Origin of the sequence: Kocuria sp. HSID17590, assembly GCF_003989485.1 — a bacterium.
GTDB classification, from domain to species: Bacteria; Actinomycetota; Actinomycetes; order Actinomycetales; family Micrococcaceae; genus Kocuria; species Kocuria salsicia.
In genome coordinates, this window is record NZ_RBMB01000019.1 from 1 (window position 1) to 23,418 (window position 23,418).

Annotated in this window: 22 protein-coding genes and 2 pseudogenes; 14 read left to right on the plus strand and 10 right to left on the minus strand. The window is 70.6% G+C overall.

Going from position 1 to position 23,418, the window contains the following annotated elements:
• The 3 genes and pseudogenes from D8M39_RS07965 to dxs form a co-directional block, all read left to right on the plus strand.
• Positions 1–286 (plus strand): annotated as a pseudogene (locus D8M39_RS07965) (class I SAM-dependent RNA methyltransferase); the annotation flags it as partial.
• A 174-nt stretch (positions 287–460) separates the two neighbouring features.
• Positions 461–3,268: an aconitate hydratase AcnA gene (gene acnA / locus D8M39_RS07970; RefSeq protein WP_055084472.1), complete on the plus strand. Its 2,808-nt coding sequence runs from the start codon at positions 461–463 to the stop codon at positions 3,266–3,268.
• 192 nt (positions 3,269–3,460) lie between these two features.
• On the plus strand, positions 3,461–5,473 hold the full coding sequence (gene dxs, locus D8M39_RS07975; RefSeq protein WP_055084471.1) for a 1-deoxy-D-xylulose-5-phosphate synthase: 2,013 nt from the start codon (positions 3,461–3,463) through the stop codon (positions 5,471–5,473).
• Here dxs and D8M39_RS13215 read toward each other — a convergent pair.
• Positions 5,470–5,610, minus strand: a pseudogene (locus tag D8M39_RS13215) (IS481 family transposase); the annotation flags it as partial. The gene dxs and the pseudogene D8M39_RS13215 overlap by 4 nt on opposite strands.
• A 67-nt stretch (positions 5,611–5,677) precedes the next feature.
• On the opposite strand from D8M39_RS13215, the gene D8M39_RS07985 reads away from it, so the two are divergent.
• Entirely contained in the window at positions 5,678–6,253 is a 576-nt protein-coding gene (locus tag D8M39_RS07985; protein ID WP_055084470.1) for a helix-turn-helix domain-containing protein, read from the plus strand.
• Here D8M39_RS07985 and D8M39_RS13220 read toward each other — a convergent pair.
• On the minus strand, positions 6,183–6,605 hold the full coding sequence (locus D8M39_RS13220) for a DUF2938 family protein (protein ID WP_371413770.1): 423 nt from the start codon (positions 6,603–6,605) through the stop codon (positions 6,183–6,185). The genes D8M39_RS07985 and D8M39_RS13220 overlap by 71 nt on opposite strands.
• Positions 6,606–7,006: 401 nt before the next feature.
• Positions 7,007–7,492, minus strand: a complete 486-nt coding sequence (locus tag D8M39_RS07995) for a Rieske (2Fe-2S) protein (RefSeq protein ID WP_083482439.1) — start codon at positions 7,490–7,492, stop codon at positions 7,007–7,009.
• Between the two features lie 159 nt (positions 7,493–7,651).
• Here D8M39_RS07995 and D8M39_RS08000 point away from each other — a divergent pair, with 159 nt between their 5' ends.
• Positions 7,652–8,125, plus strand: coding sequence for a hypothetical protein (locus D8M39_RS08000; protein ID WP_055084468.1), 474 nt, complete (start codon positions 7,652–7,654; stop codon positions 8,123–8,125).
• A 352-nt stretch (positions 8,126–8,477) separates the two neighbouring features.
• Here the strand turns inward: D8M39_RS08000 and D8M39_RS08010 are convergent, their stop codons facing one another.
• The 3 genes from D8M39_RS08010 to msrB all read right to left on the minus strand — a co-directional run bounded on the left by D8M39_RS08010 (position 8,478) and on the right by msrB (position 11,029).
• A complete protein-coding gene (locus D8M39_RS08010) occupies positions 8,478–9,737 on the minus strand; it encodes an HRDC domain-containing protein (protein ID WP_232300289.1) in 1,260 nt (419 codons plus the stop codon).
• 134 nt (positions 9,738–9,871) lie between these two features.
• The gene (locus D8M39_RS08015; protein ID WP_055084466.1) at positions 9,872–10,489 is read right to left on the minus strand and encodes a DUF3000 domain-containing protein; all 618 of its coding nucleotides are present in this window, start codon (positions 10,487–10,489) and stop codon (positions 9,872–9,874) included.
• 102 nt (positions 10,490–10,591) lie between these two features.
• Positions 10,592–11,029, minus strand: a complete 438-nt coding sequence (msrB, locus tag D8M39_RS08020; protein ID WP_083482446.1) for a peptide-methionine (R)-S-oxide reductase MsrB — start codon at positions 11,027–11,029, stop codon at positions 10,592–10,594.
• A gap of 144 nt (positions 11,030–11,173) precedes the next feature.
• Here msrB and D8M39_RS08025 point away from each other — a divergent pair, with 144 nt between their 5' ends.
• Entirely contained in the window at positions 11,174–12,427 is a 1,254-nt protein-coding gene (locus D8M39_RS08025) for an alpha/beta hydrolase (protein ID WP_055084462.1), read from the plus strand.
• A 211-nt stretch (positions 12,428–12,638) separates the two neighbouring features.
• Here D8M39_RS08025 and D8M39_RS08030 read toward each other — a convergent pair whose 3' ends face one another.
• Together D8M39_RS08030 and D8M39_RS08035 are read right to left on the minus strand one after the other, a co-directional pair.
• The gene (locus D8M39_RS08030) at positions 12,639–13,085 is read right to left on the minus strand and encodes a SufE family protein (protein WP_055084460.1); all 447 of its coding nucleotides are present in this window, start codon (positions 13,083–13,085) and stop codon (positions 12,639–12,641) included.
• Positions 13,082–13,990, minus strand: a complete 909-nt coding sequence (locus D8M39_RS08035) for a sulfurtransferase (RefSeq protein WP_055084455.1) — start codon at positions 13,988–13,990, stop codon at positions 13,082–13,084. Before D8M39_RS08035 ends, D8M39_RS08030 begins: the two co-directional genes overlap by 4 nt.
• A 279-nt stretch (positions 13,991–14,269) precedes the next feature.
• Here D8M39_RS08035 and zapE point away from each other — a divergent pair, with 279 nt between their 5' ends.
• Positions 14,270–15,319, plus strand: coding sequence for a cell division protein ZapE (gene zapE / locus D8M39_RS08040; protein ID WP_094393828.1), 1,050 nt, complete (start codon positions 14,270–14,272; stop codon positions 15,317–15,319).
• A gap of 79 nt (positions 15,320–15,398) precedes the next feature.
• On the opposite strand, the gene D8M39_RS08045 is transcribed toward zapE, so the two are convergent.
• A complete protein-coding gene (locus tag D8M39_RS08045; protein ID WP_055084450.1) occupies positions 15,399–15,581 on the minus strand; it encodes an antitoxin in 183 nt (60 codons plus the stop codon).
• Between the two features lie 287 nt (positions 15,582–15,868).
• Here D8M39_RS08045 and nrdF point away from each other — a divergent pair, with 287 nt between their 5' ends.
• From nrdF to D8M39_RS08070, 5 genes are all read left to right on the plus strand, one after another.
• Positions 15,869–16,849: a class 1b ribonucleoside-diphosphate reductase subunit beta gene (gene nrdF, locus D8M39_RS08050; RefSeq protein ID WP_126874789.1), complete on the plus strand. Its 981-nt coding sequence runs from the start codon at positions 15,869–15,871 to the stop codon at positions 16,847–16,849.
• Between the two features lie 295 nt (positions 16,850–17,144).
• Positions 17,145–17,675 (plus strand): hypothetical protein, encoded by a 531-nt coding sequence (locus D8M39_RS08055; RefSeq protein WP_238694019.1) that lies wholly within the window; start codon positions 17,145–17,147, stop codon positions 17,673–17,675.
• A 166-nt stretch (positions 17,676–17,841) separates the two neighbouring features.
• On the plus strand, positions 17,842–18,570 hold the full coding sequence (locus tag D8M39_RS08060; RefSeq protein ID WP_126874790.1) for a lipoate--protein ligase family protein: 729 nt from the start codon (positions 17,842–17,844) through the stop codon (positions 18,568–18,570).
• Positions 18,571–18,595: 25 nt separating this feature from the next.
• Positions 18,596–19,417: an SOS response-associated peptidase gene (locus tag D8M39_RS08065; RefSeq protein ID WP_055084443.1), complete on the plus strand. Its 822-nt coding sequence runs from the start codon at positions 18,596–18,598 to the stop codon at positions 19,415–19,417.
• A 69-nt stretch (positions 19,418–19,486) separates the two neighbouring features.
• Positions 19,487–19,975, plus strand: coding sequence for a pyridoxamine 5'-phosphate oxidase family protein (locus D8M39_RS08070; RefSeq protein WP_238694020.1), 489 nt, complete (start codon positions 19,487–19,489; stop codon positions 19,973–19,975).
• A gap of 168 nt (positions 19,976–20,143) precedes the next feature.
• Here D8M39_RS08070 and D8M39_RS08075 read toward each other — a convergent pair whose 3' ends face one another.
• The gene (locus D8M39_RS08075; protein ID WP_238694021.1) at positions 20,144–20,692 is read right to left on the minus strand and encodes a GNAT family N-acetyltransferase; all 549 of its coding nucleotides are present in this window, start codon (positions 20,690–20,692) and stop codon (positions 20,144–20,146) included.
• Positions 20,693–20,788: 96 nt separating this feature from the next.
• On the opposite strand from D8M39_RS08075, the gene D8M39_RS08080 reads away from it, so the two are divergent.
• Positions 20,789–22,138 carry a M20/M25/M40 family metallo-hydrolase gene (locus tag D8M39_RS08080; protein ID WP_055084439.1) on the plus strand — a complete coding sequence of 450 codons (1,350 nt, stop codon included), beginning with the start codon at positions 20,789–20,791 and terminating at the stop codon, positions 22,136–22,138.
• A 91-nt stretch (positions 22,139–22,229) separates the two neighbouring features.
• Complete coding sequence (locus tag D8M39_RS08085; RefSeq protein ID WP_055084437.1) at positions 22,230–23,414, plus strand: acyl-CoA dehydrogenase family protein; 1,185 nt, start codon at positions 22,230–22,232, stop codon at positions 23,412–23,414.
• The last annotated feature ends 4 nt before the right edge of the window (positions 23,415–23,418 follow it).

The window sequence follows — 23,418 nt, forward strand, 5'->3', positions numbered from 1 at the left end:
CCCCGGTGGGCGCACCGGCGGTCGTACCGGCGGGTCGACGCCCGCTCGGCCGGACGTGGTGGTCATGGACCCGCCGCGGGCCGGTGCCGCCAAGGACGTGCTCGCCGCGGTGGACCACGCCGCCCCGCGGCGCATCGTCTACGTGGCGTGCGACCCCGCCGCGCTGGGTCGGGACCTCGGCAGGCTGCGCCGCCGGGGCTGGCGCGTGGACGGGGTCGAGGCCTTCGACCTCTATCCCAACACGCACCACGTGGAGGCCGTGGCGCTGCTGCGCCGCGACGGCTGAACTCCGCCCGCGGTGTGAACCCGCGTACATCCAGCATCCGCGGCACGCGCCGCGCTGGCGGTGTCGGCGGTGCCGCACGGGCTACACTGGCAGGGACCGTTCCTCGCGTGCGGTGCACCGTGGTGTGCCGTGGGCCTCGAACGAAACCAACGGTGGCGAGAGGAGTTCCACACCATGACTGTGGACAGCTTTGGAGCCAAGGGCGTACTGAACGTCAAGGGCACCGACTACGAAATTTTCCGACTGAACGCCGTGGAGGGAGCACAGAAGCTCCCCTACAGCCTGAAGGTCCTGCTCGAGAACCTGCTGCGCACCGAGGACGGTGCGAACGTCACGAGCAAGCACATCGAGGCGCTCGGCAACTGGGACCCCAACGCCCAGCCTGACACGGAGATCCAGTTCACCCCTGGTCGCGTGATCATGCAGGACTTCACCGGTGTGCCCTGCATCGTCGACCTCGCCACCATGCGCGAGGCCGTCGCGGACCTCGGCGGCGACGCCTCCCGCGTGAACCCGCTGGCACCTGCCGAGCTGGTCATCGACCACTCCGTGCAGATCGACGCGTTCGGCTCCGCAGATGCGATCGAGCGCAACATGGACATCGAGTACGAGCGCAACGGTGAGCGCTACCAGTTCCTTCGCTGGGGCCAGACCGCGTTCAACGACTTCAAGGTGGTGCCGCCCGGAATGGGCATCGTGCACCAGGTCAACATCGAGAACCTGGCGCGCGTGGTGATGACCCGTGAGGTGGACGGTACCGTGCGCGCGTACCCGGACACCTGCGTGGGCACCGACTCCCACACCACCATGGAGAACGGCATCGGTGTGCTCGGCTGGGGGGTGGGCGGCATCGAGGCCGAGGCGGCCATGCTGGGCCAGCCCATCTCCATGCTGATCCCGCGCGTGGTGGGCTTCAAGCTGACCGGCGAGATTCCCGCGGGGGCCACCGCCACAGACGTGGTGCTGACGATCACCGAGATGCTGCGCGAGCACGGTGTGGTGGGCAAGTTCGTGGAGTTCTACGGCGAGGGCGTCGCGGCCGTGCCGCTGGCCAACCGCGCCACGATCGGCAACATGTCCCCGGAGTTCGGCTCCACGGCCGCGATCTTCCCGATCGATCAGGTCACCCTTGACTACCTCGAGCTCACGGGCCGCTCCGAGGAGCAGATCGCCTTGATCGAGGCGTACACCAAGGAGCAGGGCATGTGGTACGACCCCGCCAAGGAGGTCAGCTACTCCGAGTACCTGGAGCTGGACCTCTCCACCGTGGTGCCCTCCATCTCCGGCCCGAAGCGCCCCCAGGACCGCATTGAGTTGACCCGCTCCAAGGAGCAGTTCCGCGAAGACCTCGTGAACTACGTGGTGCGGGACGAGAACGTGGAGGTGGACGCCAACGTGGTGGAGTCCTTCCCGGCCTCGGACGCCCCCTCGCACGACGCCTCGGAGGAGCAGGATCCGGAGCACGAGCCTCGTTCCACCACCGCCGAGCAGCTGCGCGAGCGCGTGGAGAACCCGGTGCCCGTGTCCATGCCGGACGGCCGCGAGTTCGAGCTGGACCACGGTGCCGTGTCGATCGCCTCGATCACCTCGTGCACCAACACCTCCAACCCCTCCGTGATGATGGCGGCGGCCGTGCTGGCGCGCAACGCCACGGAGAAGGGTCTGAAGGCCAAGCCGTGGGTCAAGACCTCGATCGCCCCCGGCTCCCGCGTGGTCACCGAGTACTACGAGAAGTCCGGTCTGGTTCCCGCTCTGGAGGAGCTGGGCTTCTACATCGTGGGCTACGGCTGCACCACGTGCATCGGCAACTCGGGTCCGCTCGAGTCCGAGATTTCCCAGGCCATCCAGGACAACGACCTCTCGGTCACGTCGGTGCTCTCCGGCAACCGCAACTTCGAGGGCCGCATCAACCCGGACGTGAAGATGAACTACCTGGCGTCCCCGCCGCTGGTCATCGCCTACGCCCTGGCCGGGACCATGGACTTCGACTTCGAGAAGGAGCCCCTGGGACAGGACGCGGATGGCAAGGACGTGTTCCTCAAGGACATCTGGCCGGACCCCACCGAGGTCCAGAAGATCATCGACGCCTCGATCGACACGGAGATGTTCGACCGCGAGTACAGCACGATCTTCGACGGCGACGAACGCTGGCGGAACCTCGACACCCCCACGGGTGACGTGTTCCAGTGGGATCCCGAGTCCACCTACGTGCGCAAGCCACCGTACTTCGAGGGCATGAGCATGGAGCCCACCCCGGTGAAGGACATCGAGGGTGCGCGCGTGCTGCTCAAGCTGGGCGACTCCGTGACCACGGACCACATCTCCCCGGCCGGTTCGTTCAAGAGCGACACCCCCGCGGGCCGCTACCTGATCGAGCACGGCGTGGCGCGCAAGGACTTCAACTCCTACGGCTCCCGCCGTGGCAACCACGAGGTCATGATCCGCGGCACGTTTGCGAACATCCGCATCAAGAACCAGCTCCTGGACGGCGTGGAGGGCGGCTTCACCCGCGACTTCACCCAGGACGGCGGCCCCCAGGCCGCAGTGTACGACGCCGCGATGAACTACCAGGAGGCCGGCGTGCCCCTGGTGGTGCTCGGCGGCAAGGAGTACGGTTCCGGCTCCTCGCGCGACTGGGCGGCAAAGGGCACCTCGCTGCTCGGCGTCCGCGCGGTGATCGCGCAGTCCTACGAGCGCATCCACCGCTCCAACCTGATCGGCATGGGCGTGCTGCCCCTGCAGTTCCCCGAGGGCGAGTCCGCCGACTCGCTGGGCCTGGACGGCACAGAAACCTTCTCGATCGAAGGGGTGACCGCCCTCAACGACGGCACCACCCCCAAGACCCTGAAGGTCACCGCCGCAAAGGAGGACGGCTCCACCGTGGAGTTCGACGCCGTGCTGCGCATCGACACCCCGGGTGAGGCCGACTACTACCGCAACGGCGGCATCCTGCAGTACGTGCTGCGTCAGATCGCCAAGTAGGCGCTGCCAGCACGAGAACGCCGCCGGCCGGTGACCTTCAGGTCACCGGCCGGCGGCGTCTGCCCGTTCACGCACCCGCGGGGCGGGCGAGTAGGATCGGACGGAGCATTTCGGGCCCATGGGTGAGCCCCGGCGGGCCGCTCGCCCGTTCTCCGGGCCCGAGCACCACGAGACACCCACGGAGAGCAGGCCATGACGCTTCTGGAGAGCATCGAGGGACCCGAGGACCTGAAGGGCCTGGACGCCGCGGCCATGGCGCAGCTGGCCGAGGAAATCCGGGCGTTCCTGATCACCCACGTCTCCGCGACGGGCGGGCACCTGGGACCCAACCTGGGCGTTGTCGAGCTCACCCTGGCCGTGCACCGGGTGTTCTCCTCCCCGAAGGACTCGATCGTCTTCGACACCGGGCACCAGTCCTACGTGCACAAGCTGCTCACGGGCCGCCAGGACTTTTCCACGCTGCGCCAGCAGGGCGGGCTGGCGGGCTATCCATCCCGGGTCGAGTCGCAGCACGACATCGTGGAGTCCTCCCACGCGTCGTCGTCCCTGTCCTGGGCGGACGGAATCTCCCGCGGGTACGCGCTCACGGGACAGCAGGACAGACACGCCGTGGCGGTAATCGGCGACGGTGCCCTGACCGGTGGCATGGCGTGGGAGGCGGTCAACAACATCGCCTCCGACCGCCACCGCAAGGTGGTGATCGTAGTCAACGACAACGGCCGCTCCTACGCCCCGACCGTGGGCGGTTTTGCGAACCACCTCAAGGAGCTGCAGGCCAGCGTGCAGCAGGGCGTGGACGCGATGCGAACGGACCGCCGCTACGAGCAGACCCTCGAGAAGGCCCGGCAGCTGCTCTCGGGGTCGGGGCACCTGGGCCAGGCCGTCTACCGCGGGCTGCACGGCATGAAGCAGGGCATCAAGGACGTAGTGGTCCAGCAGGGGATCTTCGAGGACCTCGGCATGAAGTACGTGGGTCCTGTGGACGGCCACGACCAGCAGGCCATGGAGCAGGCGTTGACCAACGCCCGCAACTACGGCGGCCCGGTGATCGTCCACGCCATCACGGAGAAGGGTCACGGCTACCTGCCCGCGCGCCTGGACGAGAACGACCAGTTCCACTCCGTGCCCATCATCGACCCCGCCACGGGCAAGCCCGAGGGCACGTCCACCGCCCGCACCTGGACACATGTCTTCCGGGACGAGATCGCGAGGATCGCGGACGAGCGCGAGGACGTCGTGGGCGTCACCGGTGCCATGCTCATTCCCATGGGCCTGCAGAAGATGCAGGCCGCGCACCCCGAGCGCGTGGTGGACGTGGGGATTGCTGAGCAGCACGCCCTGACGATGGCCGCGGGCATGGCCTTCAGCGGTCTGCACCCGGTGGTGGGCCTCTACGCCACGTTCCTCAACCGCGGCTTCGACCAGCTGCTCATGGACGTCGCGCTGCACCGCGCCGGCGTGACCGTGGTCCTGGACCGCGCGGGCGTCACGGGCCCGGACGGCCCCAGCCACCACGGCATGTGGGATCTCGCGCTGCTGCAGATCGTTCCCGGCCTGCACCTGGCCGCACCCCGGGACGAGGCCACGATGGTTGAGGAGCTGCGAGAGGCGGTGGCTGTCGACGATGCCCCCACTGTCGTGCGCTACCCGAAGGGCGCGGTGGGCCAGCCCCTGCCCGCCCTCGAACGCTTCGACGACGGCGTGGACGTCCTGGCGCGCAACGGGGAGGGCACCGGGGCGGACGGCCGCGACCGGGACGTGCTTCTGGTGGGTGTGGGCGCCATGTGCACCACGGCGCTGGAGGTCTCCGAGCGGCTCGCGGCGCACGGCGTGTCCTCCACGGTGCTCGATCCCCGCTGGGTGCTCCCCGTGGCCGAGTCCGTGGTGGACACCGCGGCGGCACACAGGATCGTGGTGGTCATCGAGGACGGTGTGCGCTCCGGGGGCATTGGTTCCCTGATCCGTCAGAAGATGCGCGCCCGCGGTGTCGACACGGCCCTGAACGAGGTGGGCCTGCCCACGGAGTTCCTCGATCACGCGAGCAGGGACCAGATCCTGCAGCGCACGGGCGTCACCGCCCAGCGGATTGCCCAGGACACTCTCGCGTCCGTGCTGGGCACCAAGGTGCCCTACGCCCGCCCCGTGGCCGACGACGCCGCTGCCGCACCCCGCGGCGCGGCCGCCGAGACGCGCCGCCAGGACTAGGTGCACCGGCCGGGGAGGTCGGTCAAGCGCGGGAAGGGCGGCTGATTGCCGCACGCGGTGTGGGGCCGGTGCCGGTTGAAGTAGTGCAACCATCCGTCGAGCTCGCCTCGAGGCTCGGCTTCGGCAACTTTGAGACGATGGCGTGGAGTCAGCGCGGCGTTCGCGTGTGGCAGCAGACCCCTCTGCTGGAAGTGCGAGTAGGCCATGGAAGACGTTCTCGGGGGCGTGGGACGACGCCTGCGCAGCGTCCGGTCCGCTCGCGGCGTGACTCTGGATCAGCTGTCACGAATGATGGGAATCTCCGTCTCGACCCTGTCCCGGTTGGAATCTGGCGGTCGCAAACCGACTCTGGAACTGCTGCTGCCGCTGGCTCGGACGTTCGGGCTGTCGCTCGACGACCTCGTCGGAGCGCCCCCGCTGGGGGACCCGCGGGTCCACCCCCGGCCGGTCCGCCGCAACGGAATGACGGTGATCCCGTTGACGCACATTCCCGGCCCCCAACAGGCACTCAAAATGATCATCCCCGCCGCGAAGGACACGCCGAAGCCGACGCGGCACGAGGGGCACGAATGGATGCACGTCTTGACTGGCGAACTGCGGCTGATCGTGGGTGACCACGACTCGGTTCTGCTGCCCGGCCAGGCGGCAGAGTTCGACAAGCGCACCGCTCACTGGTTTGGCAGCACCGGACGCGGACCGGTCGAGATCCTCAGCCTGTTGGGCCTTCAAGGGCAGCGCGTCCACGTCGCCTACCCCTCAGCGGGCGATGGCACGCCGTGATGCGCTGCCGGATCTGCTTGAGTGCCTCGCCCGAGAGCCACGGGCCGACCCCGTAGGCGCCGTGGGCCCGCAGACTGCCGAGCCACGCCTGCGACGGGCTGGGAGTCTTCGATGCCGCCACGCCGAAACCGAACGCCGGCTGCACCAGGAACCACGGGGCCGCCACCGTCGCCAGCCCCATTGAGACAGCCAGCACGAACCGCGGATCATCGAGCCATTCCGAGTCGGCGAACGCCAAGGCCAGCGCGAAGCCAGAACCCATTGCGTAGTGGGCACCCCAGCCCAGGGCCCTCTCACCTGGAACAGGTTCGGCGGTCATGATCGACTCATGTCGAAATCGACCAGCGGCCATGTGCCCGAGTCAGCGGCCCACCAAAGCGTAATCCAGCGAGCGAGTGCCACGAGTCCTCCGCAGCACCTCCGCCGTCAGGTCCATCACTGCCGTCGCGCCGACCCCCACGACAACACCCTGAACGACCCGACTCGCTGAACCCTTCATCTTGCACCCCTCCCGACCGACGATGAGCCTCCAGGGAACCAGGACACGTGTGGAACCAGCAAGTGAACTTGCCCCAACGGCAAATCACTCGACGTCTCTGGCCAGGAGAACGAGGGCACCACGTCAGGACAAGAACACCGGCCGGGACTCGAACGCCGCGCTAGGACGGGGGGCCCGCGAGGACTAAGGCACACCGCCAGGACTGGCGCGCACCGCCAGGGTTGACGCCCGGCACCAGGGCTGGCGTGCGGCGCTCAGCCGACGACCACCCGGCCGTTGCGGACCGACACCGGGTAGGACGTCAGCCCGGTGGTGGCCGGTCCGGCGGTGACGTCACCGCTGCTCATGTCGAACACGGAGCTGTGGCACGGGCACACGTAGGTGTCCCCGGAGGGGTTGACCTGGCACCCCTGGTGCGGGCACACGGGGGAGAAAGCCGTGAAGGTCCCCTTGCTGGGCTGGCCGACCACGGCCTGGACGCCGTCCTTGTCCACCTTCACACCCGTGCCGACCGGGATGTCCTCGGTGGCGGCCACGTCCGTGGGGGTGGCCGGAGCCGCGGGAGCGTCCGCGGCGTTCGAGCCGCCGCCGGATCCGGAACCGCACGCACTCAGGGCCGCGGCGCCCACGGCGGCGAGCCCCACCGCGCCGACCACGCGGCGTCGGGAGGCCACGGGAGGAGCCTCCTCCTCGAACTCCTGCTGGTCGCTGCTGTCGTGGTGGTGGTGGGATGCCGTCATGGTGGTGCTCCTCCTGGTGCGCGGACGCGTCCATCCTAGATCTGCACGGCCCGGTGGATTTGCAGCGGCGCGGGGGCCCTTGCGGGGGGAACTGTCAGTACCATGGTGATCAGGATCGGGCCGAGTCCCCTCGACCCGCGTGAACGGAAGGAACGCCCCATGATCAAGCGTCTTGCATTTGTGGCCGGTTTCGGGATCGGCTTCGTGGTCGGCTCCGCGTCCGGGCGGAAGAGCTACGAGTCCCTGCGCGAGAGCGCCCTGAACACCTGGAACGACCCGAAGGTCCAGTCCAAGGTCTCCGAGGGCACGGACTGGGTCAAGTCCGAGGTGCCCGTGGTGGGCGAGAAGCTCGCGGAGAGCGCCCAGAAGGCCGCCGAGACCGTGGGCGCGAAGGCCTCGGACGGTGCCGCCGCGGTCAAGGACAAGGCCCAGGAGGGTGCGGCCACCGTCAAGGACAAGGCCGCCCAGGGTTCTCAGACCGCGCAGCAGAAGGCGCAGGAGGTCAAGGACAAGGCGCAGGAGAAGTCCTCGAAGGACTCCGGCGCCGAGCTGCCCGAGCCCGCGACCACCGAGGACGAGGTGGACATGGAGCCGGCGCACCCCGCTCCGGATGCCAAGGACATGAAGAACTGACCCACCCACCGTGCCGTCCGCGGGCGGCACGGTGAAGGTTCCCGTGCGAGTTCCCGTGAGGGCTCTGGCGGGAGCACAGTGGCCGCGCACCCCTCGGGGTGCGCGGCCACTGCCGTGCCGGGTGCCGTGCCGGGTGCCGTGCCGGGTGCCGTGCCGGGTGCCGTGCCGGGTGCCGTGCCGGGTGCCGTGCCGGTGGTAGCCGTCACCGCGGGACCGGTGTCCGAGGAACCCAGCGTCGGCACTCCGGTTCCGTTCCCCGGTACGGCAGTACGGGCCCCGGTCCGGTCTCGATGACGCGGTACCGACCATGCGGCGCCGACGACGCCGTCGCGTCGGGCTGCGCGCAGCGGGGTCAGTCCTGCGCGTCCACCGACTTCTCGGAGCGCCGCTGTGAGCGCAGGGCCCGCCACTCGGCGCCGATCACGGGTGCCACGTGCCGGATCTGCCACTCGCGGGCGCCGAGCTCGCGCAGCCGCTCCGCCACGGCGTCGTCGGACGTGGAGCGCGGCGGCTGCCAGCAGAAGCGGCGCAGGTGCTCCGGCGTCAGCAGGTTCTCCGTGGGCAGCTCCAGCTCCTCCGCGAGGTGCGCGACGGCCGGCTTGACCACCGCGAGCCGCGCGGCGGCCTCCGGGCGCTTGGTCTCCCACGCCTTGACCGGCGGCAGGGTGTTGGAGGGGACGGTGGCGGGCACGGGCTCCTCGGCCAGCCGCGCCTCCTGGACGGCCGTGAGCCACCGGGTGGCCTCCCGCTCCGCCTGGCGCCCGTGGAAGCCGGGGGTCCCCAGCAGCTGGGGCACCGTGCGGGGCATGGCGTTGGCGGCGGCCACGAGCGCGGAGTCGGGCAGCAGCCGCGTGGGGGCGAGGTCCTTGTGGCGGGCCAGGTTCTCGCGGGCCTGCCACAGATTGCGCAGGGCGGTCAGCTTCCGCCGTCCGCGCACGTTGCCCATGCCGTGCGTGCGGCGCCACGGGTCCTGGCGCGGGGGTGGCGGGGGAGCGGTGCGGACGTGCTCGAACTCCTCAAGCGCCCAGTCCAGCTTCCCGGCCTGGGCCAGCCGCTCCTCGGTGGCCCAGCGCAGCTGCACCAGGACCTCCACGTCCAGGGCCGCGTAGTTCAGCCAGTCCACGGGCAGGGGCCGGCGCGACCAGTCCACCGCGGAGTGCTCCTTGGACAGCGTGAACCCGAGCAGCTCCTCGGTCATCGAGGCCAGGCCCACCTTCCGCAGCCCGAGCAGACGCCCGCCGAGCTCGGTGTCGAAGAGCCGGTCGGGTCGCATGTCCAGCTCGGCGAGGCACGGCATGTCCTGGGTGGCCGCGTGCAGCACCCACTCGACGCCGCGCAGCGACTCGTCCACGCTGGCGAGGGACCCCACGGCCTCGGGGTCGATGAGGATGGTGCCCGCGCCCTCCCGGCGCAGCTGCACGAGGAACGCGCGCTGGCCGTAGCGGAAGCCGGAGGCGCGCTCGGTGTCCACGGCCACGGGCCCGGTGGCCGCCGCGAGCTGCTCGGCGGCGCGGGCGAGGCCACGGGCGGTGTCCACGACGCGCGGCAGGCCCTCCGCGGGTCCGTTGAGGTGCACGGTCGCTGGGATGTCGAAGTCCTCGAACCCGGGCACGATGACGTCGGGCGGGCCCGGCTGGCGGGCGGGTGAGGGATCGTTGGCGTTGCTGCTGATGGGTGTTCCTCGAACGGCGGATCGGGGGACGCGGAGGTTCTCCGCGACCGGGTCGGATGGGGTGCGGGGCGGACCTACAGGTAGGCGACGCCCTCGTGGTGCGGCGGCAGCCCCGCGGCGGTGCACAGCACCTGGGCCCACGCGTTGAGGTGCGTGTGCGCCCAGTGCTGGGGTCCGCCGTGCGGCACGGGTGTCCAGGAGGCCCTGACCTCCACCTGGGCCACGTCCGCCTGGTCGGTCAGGCTGCCGTAGTGGCGTTCGACGGTGCGTGCGGCGGTGCCGCCCTCGGCGGTGAACCGTGCGCCGTGCTCTCCTAGGGTGTCCGTGAGCCAGGACCAGCTCACGTCCGGGAGCAGCTCGTCGCGGCCCATCTCCGCGTCCAGGCGGGAGCGGAACCAGCTCACGATCCGGAACGGTCCCTGCCACGGCTGGGGGCAGGACTCGTCGTAGAGCACCACGAACCGTCCCGAGGCCGGTGCCTCGCGGGCGGTGCGGGGTTCCTCCGGGTGGGTGAGGCGCCGGTGCAGGCCGTGGCCCACCTCGGCGGCGAAGGAGATGGCGTGGGGCGCGAGACCGCGCGGGGGAGCAATCCGGCTGAGCGCGACCTCCGGGCGGAAGCGGGCGCTCTCGAGGGCCTGCACGACCGCGCGGAACACGTCCGGAGTGCTGTTCAACTCGGTTACCGCTCCCACAACGTCACAGTAACCACAGCGTTACGAAACGCGGCGCCTTTGGCGTCGTGTCGCGCCCGCATGTCGGCCGCGCACCGGGCAGCTCCGCTCACGACGGCGTGCTCACACCGTCGCGTCCGAGCCTGCGGCTCCCTCGGCGGGAACCAGGCGCAGCGACACGGAGTTCATGCAGTACCGCAGGTCCGTGGGCGTGCCGTAGCCCTCGCCCTCGAAGACGTGGCCCAGGTGGGAGTCGCACGTGGCGCAGCGGACCTCCACGCGCTTCATGCCCATGGTGGTGTCCTCGATGTAGCGCACCCGGTCCTCGGCCAGCGGGGCGAAGAACGAGGGCCAGCCGCAGTGGGCGGCGAACTTGGTCTCGGAGCGGAACAGCTCCGCGCCGCACGCCCGGCACTCGTACACCCCCTCCGTGGTGGTATCCACGTACTCTCCGGTGTGAGGGCGTTCGGTGCCGGCCTGGCGCAGCACCTGGTACTCCAGGGGGTTGAGCACCTGACGCCACTGCGCGTCGGTGCGCGCGGCGGCGGCCTCGGGGCTCAGGGCCCGGTCCTCGCCTCGGCCGTCGGTGTCCTGCTGCTGGGTCCGGGGATCCACGGTGGTGCCTCCTGCTGCTCGGTCTCGGTTCTTCCCGTGGTGTCCAACGACGACGACGTCGCCGTTATGCCCGCGTGTCACAATGACGCCATGGCTTCCGAGACCTCCCCCCGCCCCGGCACGGACGCGCGCGCGTGGCGCCACGGCGCCCTGGTGGGTGCCGCCGCGAGCGTGGGCGCGGCGTCGGCCACCTTCGCGCTGTCCGGCGGCGTGGCCGCACTCGTCGCCCGCCACGTGGTGACCCCCTCCACCCGTCCCGGCAACGTCACGGTGCTCAAGCTCGAGAAGGACCCGAACTCGGGCCAGGACCTCGTGACCCTGCCGGCCACGCCGGACACCCGCGTCGCGGGGACCTACGCGCTGCGCTTCGACGAGGGCCGGGGCCTGGCCAGGATCGGCTTCGTCGTGCGCCAGACCGGCGGCACCGTGACCCGCCTGGTGGAGCGCGTGTACAGCGGCGAGCTCAGCGTGGGCGCGCGGGGCTGGTGGACCGGCACGGTCTACGCCCGTCCGTCGGACGCGGGTCTGCCGTACGAGGACGTGCAGATCCCCACCCCGCTGGGCGCGGCGCCGGCGTGGTTCGTGCCCGCGGAGGTGGACGACGCCGCCCGCGCCGGCACGTGGGCCGTGATGGTCCACGGCCGCGGGGCCCAGCGCGCGGAGTGCATCCGTGGCGCCCGGGTGGCCCGCCGGCTCGGGCTGCACAGCCTGCTGCTGTCCTACCGCAACGACGGCGAGGCGCCGGCCACCCCGGACCACCGCTACGGGCTCGGGTTCACCGAGTGGGAGGACGTCCAGGCGGGCATCCGCTACGCGCTGGAGCACGGGGCCATGGACGTCGTGCTGTTCGGCTGGTCCATGGGCGGGGCCATCGTGCTGCGCACCGCCGAGCTCACCGAGCACCGCGACCGGCTGCGCGCTCTGGTGCTCACCGGCCCGGTGGTGGACTGGTACGAGCTGCTGGCCCACCAGACGAAGGTGCACCGGGTGCCCCGGCGCGTGGGGCGGATGGCCGCGGATATGATCTCCCACCGGCTGGGCCCGCGCATCACCGGGCTGGCCGCACCCCTGGACCTGCACGCCCTCGACTGGCTCTCCCGCTGGGAGGACATCGCCACGCCCACCCTGATCCTGCACTCCACGGACGACGAGGTGGTGCCCGTGGCCGGGTCCGTGAAGCTTGCGGACAGGAGCTCGCTCGTGGACTTCGTGGGGTTCACCGGCGCGCGGCACACCAAGGAGTGGAACATCGACCGCAAGCGCTACGAGCGGGCCATCGAGAAGTGGCTGCCCCAGCATCTCGGTTCACAGCGCTCCGGCCCGCAGTACCCCGGCCCGCAGTAACCCCGGCGCCCAGCACTCTGGCACCCAGCGCCCCGGCCCGTAGCAACGGGGTTCGAAGGGGCGCAGTTCGACGTGGCTCGACTCACATCCCTGAACCGCCTACATCACTGATCCGCTCACATCGCTGAGCCGCCCCCGGCATGCGAAACGCGCGGTGCTCGGGACCGGAGTCCCGCGCACCGCGCGTGCCGTGTGGTCAGCGCCGCCCGGCTCAGACCGCCTGGCGGGCGGTGATCTGGCGCTTGATGCGCCCGAGCATCGCGGACATCCCGCGCATCCGCAGGGGGGACACGAGCCGGGTCAGCCCGAAGCGCTCCGGGAGGTCGTCCGGGACCTCGAGCACCTGGGCCGCGGGCAGCCCGTTGAGGCCCTCGTGCAGGATCGAGGCGAAGCCCCGGGTGGTGGGGGCCTCGGCCGGTGCCGAGAAGAACAGGCTGACCGGGGCGTCGTCGCCGTCGCCCACCTCGACCGCGAGGAACAGGGGCGACTGGCACTCCGTGACCTGTTCCAGCTCCTCGGGGTGCTCGCCCAGGCGGGCGGGCAGCTCCGGGAGGGAGCGGGAGAACTCGAGCAGCAGCTGCAGCTTGTCCGGCTCGGGGACCTCGTTGAACTCGCTCACGAGCTCCTGGAGCTGCTCCGGAAGGTCCTGCGCGCTCACCGGGCAGACCCCGGGGCTTCGCCGCGCTCCTCGCCCTGGGCCACGGGCACGCGCACGGCATTGCCCCACTCGGTCCAGGAACCGTCGTAGTTGCGGACGTTCTCGTAGCCCAGCAGGTGGGTGAGCACGAACCAGGTGTGGGAGGAGCGCTCGCCGATGCGGCAGTACGCGATCACGTCGTCACCCGGCTGCAGGCCGACCTCGTCGCGGTAGATGGCCTCGAGCTCCTCGCGGGACTTGAACGTGCCGTCCTCGGCGGCGGCGCGGGCCCAGGGGACGGAGGCCGCGGTGGGGATGTGCCCGCCGCGCAGCGTGCCCTCCTGGGGGTAGTCCGGCATGTGGGTGCGCTCGCCCGTGTACTCCTGGGGGGAGCGGACGTCGATCAGGGGAGTCGTGCCGAGCGCGGCCAGGACGTCCTCGCGGTAGGCGCGGATGGGGGCGTCGTCCCGCTCGACCACGGGGTACTCGGCAGGGGTGACCTCGGTGGCGTCCGTGGTCAGCTCGCGGCCCTCGGCGATCCACTTGTCGCGGCCACCGTCCATGAGGCGGACGTCCGGGTGGCCGAAGAGGGTGAAGACCCACAGGGCGTAGGCGGCCCACCAGTTGGACTTGTCCCCGTAGATCACCACGGTGTCGTCGCGGCCGATGCCCTTGCGGGACATCAGCTCGGCGAACTGCTCTCCGTCCACGTAGTCGCGCGTGTCCGGCTCGTTGAGGTCTGTGTGCCAGTCGATCTTCACGGCACCGGGGACGTGCCCGGTCTCGTACAGCAGGACGTCCTCGTCCGACTCGACGACGACGACGCCCGGGGCCCCGACGTTCTCGGCCACCCACTCGGTGGACACCAGCCGCTCGGGGTGCGCGTACTGCGCGAACACCTCGTTCTGCTCTGCTCTTACAGCCATTGAGACCTCTCCTTGTCCTGGTGCTGTCACGGTTGCGGCGCACGGCGGGCCGCGCGTCCTCTCTGCCTCCAGCGTAGTGGTGAGCCCGCGGGCCGTGCATACCGGGCGGTGACTGCCCCGTCACAGCCCGGGCCGTGTTCACCACGGGCTGACCGGTAGCATCGGGGGCAGAAGGGGGTGCGTGCCCGTGCTCCCGCCAGCCGTCTACGCACAGGACCAGCTGCCCGCAGGACCCCGAGCCCGGGGTGCGCGGGGGAGCAGGTCGGGAGGTCCCGGAACGTGAGCACTCAGATCGAACACCTGGTCGACCGCAACCCGCGGGTCTCGGCCGAAGAACTGCTCGACGGCTTCCGGCCCTCTGAGCGCTTCGGTGAAGTCTCCTTCGACACCTACCGCCCGGACCCCTCCCAGCCCACCCAGGCGGAGGCGGTGCAGAAGCTCAAGGCCTTCGCCGCGGGCGTCTCGGGGCGCGGCGGCCAGGGCGGCGGCGGGTTCTTCTCGAAGCTCTTCGGCGGGTCGAAGGCGGCGACGTCCGCACAGGGCATCTACCTGGACGGCGGGTTCGGCGTGGGCAAGACCCACCTGCTCGCGTCCCTGTGGCACGCGGTGCCCGGGCCCAAGGCGTTCGGCACGTTCGTGGAGTACACCAACCTCGTGGGTGCGCTGACGTTCCGCCGCACGGTGGACGCCCTGAAGGAGTACTCGCTCGTGTGCATCGACGAGTTCGAGCTGGACGACCCCGGGGACACCGTGCTGATGTCCCGGCTGATGCGCGAGCTCGCGGATGCCGGTGTGAAGCTCGCCGCGACGTCAAACACGCTGCCGGGATCGCTGGGGGAGGGGCGCTTCGCGGCGCAGGACTTCCAGCGCGAGATCCAGGTGCTCTCCTCGCAGTTCGAGGTGGTCCGGGTGGACGGCGAGGACTACCGCCACCGCGGGCTGCCCCAGGCGCCGTCGCCCCTGGCCGACGACGCCGCGCTCGACGCCGCGATCGAGGAGCACTTCCCGGGCAGGCGGGTGGCGCTGGACGACTTCGACGCGCTGGTGGACCAGCTCTCCCGCGTGCACCCCTCCCGCTACCGGGCGCTGATCCAGGACCTGGACGCCATCGCGTGGCGCGGGGTGCGCACGATCGACCAGCAGGCCGTGGCGCTGCGCTTCGTGGTGCTCGCCGACCGCCTCTACGACCGGGACCTGCCCATCCTCTCCACAGGCGTCCCGTTCGACCAGGTCTTCACCGAGGAGATGATGGCCGGCGGGTACCAGAAGAAGTACTACCGCGCCGTGTCCCGCCTCACCGCCCTGGCCCGCGAGGCGGACGAGGCCTGAGACCCCGGAACTGCCGGTGACCACGACGAACGGCGCCCCGCAGTGGACGGGGCGCCGTCGTGGTCTGTGGGGGGAACGACTACTCGTTGCCGCCCAGGCGGTCGCGCACGGCGTCCTGGCCCTGGTCGACCTGGCCCTCGAACTTGCCGCCGGTCTTGTCGTCGACGGCGTCTCCGGCCTTGTCGATGCCCTCGTTGACCTTGTCCTGGTGGTCTCCGGCCATGTCCTTGGCCTTGTCCGCGAGTCCTCCGAGATCAGGCATGATCTGATTCCTTTCGCTTGAGTCACCAGCCCGGTACCGGGTCGGCATGTGACTCATCCTGCACGGTGGGGGGGGCGCCACGAGGGAAGACGTGCGAGGGGCCGTTCGCCGTCAGAAAACAGCCCTGGCACCGTCGGCGGAAACGCAGCAGGGGCCCGCGCGCGGGTGGAGTACGCTGGGAGATCCCCTGGCACGGCCCCCGCCAACCCCTTGTGGTACGAGACTGCGGGGCGGTCTTCCCACGTGCGCACCGGGGCACAGTCAGCTACGAAGGAGTCTGCGCCGCCATGACCACCGAACAGGTCGAACTGCTCCGCCACCCGGCAGAGGCCATCAACTGGAATCGGGTTCAGGACGAGAAGGACACCGAGGTCTGGGACCGCCTGACCAGCAACTTCTGGCTCCCCGAGAAGGTGCCGCTGTCCAACGACGTCCAGTCCTGGAAGACCCTCACCGCCGAGGAGCAGGACCTGACCATGAAGGTGTTCACGGGCCTGACACTGCTGGACACCATCCAGGGCACCGTGGGCGCCGTCTCGCTCATCCCCGACGCCAAGACGCTGCACGAGGAGGCGGTGTACACCAACATCGCGTTCATGGAGTCGGTGCACGCAAAGTCCTACTCGTCCATCTTCTCCACGCTGTCCTCCATGAAGCAGATCGACGAGGCGTTCCGCTGGTCCCGTGAGAACGAGTACCTGCAGCGCAAGGCCGAGATCGTGCTGAGCTACTACAAGGGGGAGGACCCCCTGAAGAAGAAGGTTGCCTCCACGCTGCTGGAGTCGTTCCTCTTCTACTCGGGCTTCTACCTGCCCATGTACTTCTCCTCGCACGCCAAGCTGACGAACACCGCGGACCTGATCCGCCTGATCATCCGCGACGAGGCCGTGCACGGCTACTACATCGGCTACAAGTACCAGAAGGGCCTGCTGCAGGAGACCCCGGAGCGCCAGCAGGAGCTGAAGGACTACACGTACGACCTGCTGGACGAGCTCTACGACAACGAGGTCGCCTACGCGGAGGCGCTCTACGACTCCGTGGGCTGGACCGAGGACGTCAAGAAGTTCCTGCACTACAACGCCAACAAGGCGCTGAACAACCTGGGCTACGAGGCGCTGTTCCCGCGCGAGATGACGGACGTCTCCCCGGCGATCCTCTCCTCGCTGTCCCCGAACGCGGACGAGAACCACGACTTCTTCTCCGGCTCGGGCTCCTCCTACGTGATCGGCAAGGCCGTGAACACCGAGGACGAGGACTGGGACTTCTGAGCCGTCCCTGAGCCTCTGAGCTGACGCGCGGGCGCCACCGGGCCCGGGATCCGCACAACGCGCGGGTCCCGGGCCTGCCGCGTACCTGAGGTGGCGTGCGGTCCTGGGTGCGGCGCGTCGCCGACGTCGCGCCGCCGTCGCGGTCCGCGCGGCCACGCCACTCCAGACCGGGGGACAGGTGCATCCCCCGTCCCCCAATGTGCGACTGTAACCGCCACGCGCGCAGTCCTAGACTGGCAGCACAAGGGGAGGTTCCCCGTGAACTCGCAGCCGATCCGGGGGGATCGTGAGGTTCATGGGGGCACGATCGACAACCGGGGAGGCGGCGCGCGCCGCCACCGTGGAAGAGATCTTCACAGGGGGCTTGAAGGACATGACTCGTGCTGCAGCAACCGTGAAGGCGGCGGTGTCCGTCGCGGAACTCACGGCATTGAACAGGGTGATGGGCGGCACCGGATCCGTGGAGGCGTTCGAGCGCGAGCTCGTCACCCGCGTGTGCGTGGGCGCCCGCGCCTGGCTCGACGAGCTGGGGGGCCACGAGCTCACCCGGGACCAGCGCAGGCGCTGGAACGCGGCAGTGCGCCGCGTCAACCGTTTCGTCCCGCGCGGAGGCGTGACCATGACGTGTACGGTGCTCGCTTCGCTCAACCAGTCCCGTGACCTGCTCGATGACCCTCACCTGCTGAAGACCGCGCTCGTCGCCGCGGCGGCCCACGGTCCGGCGACCGCGGTTCCGCGCGTGGCGGCCCCGGCCCAGCAGCAGCCCGCCACCCAGGGAACCGGAGCACAGCGGTCCCGGGAGCAGTTGGCTCCGTCCGGCGTCTGAAGCGCTCGGCGTCGTCGCGCCCCGCCGCGTGCGGGAGCGTGTGCGGGATCTGAGTCGTGCGCGAGGTCCGGTGAGAACAACGGTGCGCCGTCCGCGGCGCGCACGGTTGAGCCGGTGCTGGGCGGCCGTGTGGGCGTCGGCGCCCTCGACTAGAGTTGGCGCCAGCATGAAACTCATACGTCAGCGCGAATCCCTGGGCGCGGAGCAGGACTACCGCCGCGCACTCGCCATCCTCGACGCCACCCGCGGGGGCGCCACCGAACCGGTGCTGCGCGTCTACCAGCCGCGCCCCACGGTGGCCTTCGGACGCCGCGACGAGCTCAACCCGGGCTTCGCGCGCGCCCGGCAGGCCGCCGTCGACGCCGCGTTCACCCCGCTCGTGCGCCGCGTGGGTGGACGCGCGGCCGCCTACCACGGGGGCTGCCTGGTGATCGACCACGTGGAGCCGGACCCGGACCCGAGGACCGGCATCCAGGACCGCTACCGGCTGTTCGGGGACATGGTCGTCGCGGCCCTCGAGGAGCTGGAGGTCCCCGCCCAGGTGGGGGAGATCCCGGGGGAGTACTGCGCGGGGGAGTACAGCGTGCACGCGCCGGGCACGGCCGAGGATCCCCGGCGTCCCGTCAAACTCGCCGGCACCGCCCAGCGCGTGGTGGCCGGGGCCTGGTACTTCTCCACGGTGCTCGTGGTCGAGGAGGCCGAACCGCTTCGCGGCGTGCTGGAGGACGTCTACGCGGCACTCGACGTGCCGTGGGAGCCGAGCACCGCCGGGTGCGTGGCTGATGTCCGCCCCGGAACCACCGTGGCCGAGGTCGAGGAGGCGCTGCTCGACGTCTACGGCCGCTACTCCGCCTACATGGGCTACGGGCCGGTCGTCGGGGGCGACGAACGGTGAGCACCCGCCAGGAGAGGAGCACACCGTGTGCGGCCGCTATGTGATTGCCAGGACCCCGGGCCAGCTGGCCCTGCCCTTCGACGCCCGGGTGGACGACTCGGTGGGCGACGCCGTGGGGCCCAACTGGAACGTGGCACCCACCCACACCGTGCCCGTCCTGCTGGAGCGCCTGTCCGAGGACGGGCAGCTGGTCACCGAGCTGCACGCGGCGAGGTGGGGTCTGGTCCCGTCGTGGGCCAAGGAGATCTCGATCGGCTCCAAGATGTTCAACGCCCGCTCCGAGACGGTCACCGAGAAGCCGTCGTTTCGCTCCGCCGTGGCCGCCCGCCGGTGCGCGATCCCCGCGGACGGGTACTACGAGTGGAAAGCCCCGGAGACGGGCAAGGGGCGCAAGCAGCCGTACTTCGTCCACCCGCAGGACGGGTCCGAGATCTGGTTCGCAGGGATCTACGAATGGTGGCGCATCCCGGAAGACGCCTCAGACGCGGTGCGCGAGGGACAGACACGGGCCGGGAAGAACGCCGGGAACGACGGCACCGCGGGACACTGGCTGCTCTCCTGCTCGATCCTCACGCGCGAGGCACCCTCCCCGGGGGACGAGAACCCCCACCTGGCGCAGCTCGGCGCCCTGCACAATCGCCTGCCGATGGGCATGACCACGGACTTCGCTCGCGAGTGGATCGCCCCGGAGAAGGACAAGGCGCTCGCCGCGGCGCTCGTGGAGCGGGCCGTTGCCGAGTCGCTGGAGGTCGCCGCCGAGTGGCGGATGCACCCCGTGACCACGGACGTGGGATCGGTCTCCTCGACGGGGCCCCGACTGGTGAAACCCCTCGAGACCCTGCTCTGACGCCAGGGCACCACTGCCCGGCGCGGCACCCCGTGACGGCTCCGGCGCCCGCCCCTACAGTGGGACGTGGTGGGAGAACCACCGGACACTCACGAGCACCGGGGGACGACGATGGTGGAACTGGGCAACACCCTGACCGAGGACGCACGCTGGTTGGTGGACTTCGTCCGCGGCACCGGCGGGGCGGTGGTCGCGAGCAACAGCGGCACGGGAGCCCCGGAGTCCGCCTACGTGCTCGTCGCGGCCACGGATGCCGGGAAGATCGTCTTCGGCACCAACGCGCAGTCCCGCAAGTTCACCAACATCACCTCGGATCCCCGCGTGTCTATGGTCCTGGTGCAGGACGGAGCCCACGAGGTGCAGCTCGAGGGCGAGGCGCGGGTCCTGGAGGGCTCGGACGCCGCCCCCGCCACCGAGGCGCTCGCCGCGCAGCACCCGGGGTCCACGGACACCCACGATCCGGAGAACCTGCGGGTCGTGGAGGTCACCGTGCGCTGGGCATCCCGCACGGACACCACGCAGCAGCCGCCGCTGGCCGCGGAGCTCGACCTGCGCTGACCGCGATCCGGGCCGGTCGTGGCCCGCGCAGGGCAGGGCACGCGCTGACAGCGACCGGCCTCGGGCTCAGCCTGCGCGGTACCCTACCCGCCCAGGACACGACGACGCCCGGGCCGCCGTCGTGGGCTACGACGTCGCGACCCGGGCGTGTGCCAGGGGTGCTGAGAGCTAGAACTCGTCCTGCTCGGGAGACCAGCGGTTGAAGTCCAGCGTGAGGTACAGGGCGAGCGCGGCGGCGTTGTCCTCCGGTATGCGCACGCAGACCTCCTCGTAGCCGCTCTCGTGCAGCGAGGCCATGACCTGGCGCACGAGCTGCTCCGCGTAGCCGCGGCGGCGGTGGGAGGAAGCAGTGAAGAGCTCGAAGAGGTAGGGGACCTCCGGGAGGGTGCGGTCCTTGCGCCGCTCCAGCACCACGGCGGCGGCCACGGGGGTGCCGTTCTCGTCCTCGATCAGCTGCGACTCCCGGCTCAGGAAGGGGCCGAAGTCCCCCTGGAACGCGCCGCGGATCATGCGCTCGGCGTCCTCGGCGGTGCCGGAGATCTTGGAACCGTAGGCCTCCAGGAACAGGCGGGCGAGCTCGGCGGTGTCCGCCTCCGTCACGGCGCGGCTCGTGGCCGTGACCTCGCGGGAGCTGGGCGCGGTACGGGCGATCAGCGTGATATTTCCAGTCATGACGGCCTTCCACGGGTCAGGGGTGAACACGGGTGCATCCGTCATTCAGAGTAGCGGAGAACCCCTGCAAGTCCACGCGGGGACTACCGTGGAGAGCAGGCCCACCGCGGCGACGAGAGACAGCGACGAGAGACGAGAACCATGAGCGAGAACACCGGAGCACCCTCGGCAGCCAGCACCAGCCCCGCAGGCGATTCCTCTCCCGAGGGGGAGACCGCCCGGATCTGCCGGGAACTGATCCGCTTCGACACCTCCAACTACGCGAGCGGGGAGGCCGAGGGCGAGCGGGCGGCCGCCGAGTACGTGGCCGGGCTGATCGAGGAGGTGGGCCTGGAGGCGCAGTATTTCGAGTCCGCCCCCGGCCGGGCAAACGTCTTCACCCGCATCGAGGGCTCGGACCCCTCGGCGGACGCCCTGATGGTCCACGGCCACCTGGACGTGGTGCCGGCCATGGCGCAGGAGTGGTCCGTGGACCCGTTCGCCGCGGAGGTCAAGGACGGGATGATCTGGGGCCGCGGCGCCGTGGACATGAAGGACATGGACGCCATGATGCTCTCGGTGCTGCGCCACATGCGCCGCACCGGAACGCGGCCGAAGCGTGACATCCTCTTCGGGTTCTTCGCGGACGAGGAGGCCGGGATGCGCTACGGCTCCAAGTACATGGTCCAGGAGCACCCGGAGGTCTTCGAGGGCGTCACGGACGCCCTGAGCGAGGTGGGCGGCTTCTCCGCGGACATCGGGGGCCGCCGGGCGTACCTGCTGCAGACCGCGGAGAAGGGCTTCATGTGGCTGCGGCTGATCGCCGAGGGCCAGGCGGGGCACGGCTCCGGGCTGCACGAGGACAACGCGATCACGAACCTCTCCCGCGCGATGGCGAACATCGGCGAGTACACGTGGCCCGTGGAGCTGACCAAGACCACGCGCGCGTTCCTGGACGAGGTCACCGAGCTCACCGGCGTGGAGTTCGACCCCGAGAACCCCCAGCGGCTGCTGAAGGAGCTCGGGGCGGTCTCGCGGTTCGTGGGGGCCACCCTGCAGAACACGTCCAACCCCACCCGGCTGGACGGCGGCTACAAGACGAACGTGATCCCCGGTTCCGCGCAGGGGTCCCTGGACGTGCGGTTCCTGCCCGAGCAGGAGGAGTTCGTGCGCGCCAAGCTGCAGGAGCTCGCCGGGGAGAAGGTGCGTTTCGAGACCGAGTTCGAGGACATCGCCCTGGAGGTCCCGTTCTCCGGCACGGTCGTGGACGCCATGGTGGACGCGCTCACCGCTGAGGACCCGGAGGCCGTGGTGCTTCCCTACATGCTCGGGGCCGGCACGGACAACAAGTCCCTGTCCCGCCTGGGCATCTCGGGCTACGGCTTCGTCCCCCTGCAGCTGCCCTCGGAGCTGGACTTCACGGGCATGTTCCACGGCGTGGACGAGCGGGTCCCCGTGTCCTCGCTGGAGTTCGGTTCCCGCGTGCTCGACCGGCTGCTGCGCAACTACTGAGCTGCTCCGCAACTACTGAGCCGCGCGGCGTCGTCGTGCCCACACTGTCCGAGCACCCTGTCCCGGACGCACCCCACGGAAGGAACCCGACATGAATGCCGTCACCGAGCTGCTGCCGGACGAGCTGCTCGAGCAGATCCGGGGCCGGGCGGCCACGGTGGACCGCGAGAACCGGTTCTTCGACGAGGACTTCGAGGCCCTACGCGAGGTCGGCTACCTGCGGATGCTCGTGCCCACGGAGTTCGGCGGCCTGGGCTTCACCCTGGAGCAGGCCGTGGCGGCCCAGCGCCGGCTCGCCACCGCGGCGCCCGCCACGGCTCTGGGCATCAACATGCACCACGTCATCGTGGGGATCGGACACACCCTGCACCTGCGCGGGGACGAGCGCGCCCGGCGGATCTTCGAGGACGCGGTGGCCGGGGAGGTCTTCGCGTTCGGCATCTCTGAGGCCGGCAACGACTCCGTGCTCTTCGACGCCACCACCCGCGCGCACGACGCCCCCGAGGGCTGGCGGCTCTACGGCACCAAGATCTTCACGTCCCTGTCCCCGCGGTGGACGCGCCTCCTGGTCCACGCGCGCACGGAGGGGGACGACGACGCCGCGCAGCTCGTCGTCGGCTTCCTCACCCGGGCGGAGCACACCACCGCGGTGCCCGGCGTGGAGGTCCGTCAGGACTGGGACGCCCTGGGCATGCGGGGCTCGCAGTCCTGCACCACCGTGCTGGATGGTGCCCTGCTACGGCGGGAGGACCTGCTGACCACCACGCCGGTGGGCCCCAACCCGGACCCGGTGGTGTGGGGGATCTTCGGGTGCTTCGAGCTGCTGCTGGCGGCCGTCTACACGGGCATTGCGGACCGGGCCATCCAGGTGGCGGTCGAGATCACCACCGCCCGCCGCTCGCTCGCCAAGGGCGCCCCGTACTCGGACGATCCGGACATCCGCCGCCACATCGCCCGGGCCGGGGTGCTGCGGGACGGCGTGGAGCTGCAGCTGCGGCAGCTCGCCGCGGACGTGGACGCCCTGGGCTCCGAGCGGGACCCCGGACACGGACCGCGCTGGTTCATCCTCTTCTCCGGCGTCAAGCACCGTGCCACCGAGTCCGCCCGGGAGGTCGTGGACCTCGCCCTGCGCGCCTCCGGAGGATCCCAGTACCGCAGCGGCTCGGAGCTGGAGCGCCTCTACCGGGACGTGCTCGCGGGGCTGTACCACCCCTCGGACCCGGAGTCGGTGCTCTCCGCCACGGCGACCTCCCTGCTCGGGCCCGTCTCCGGCTGAGCCC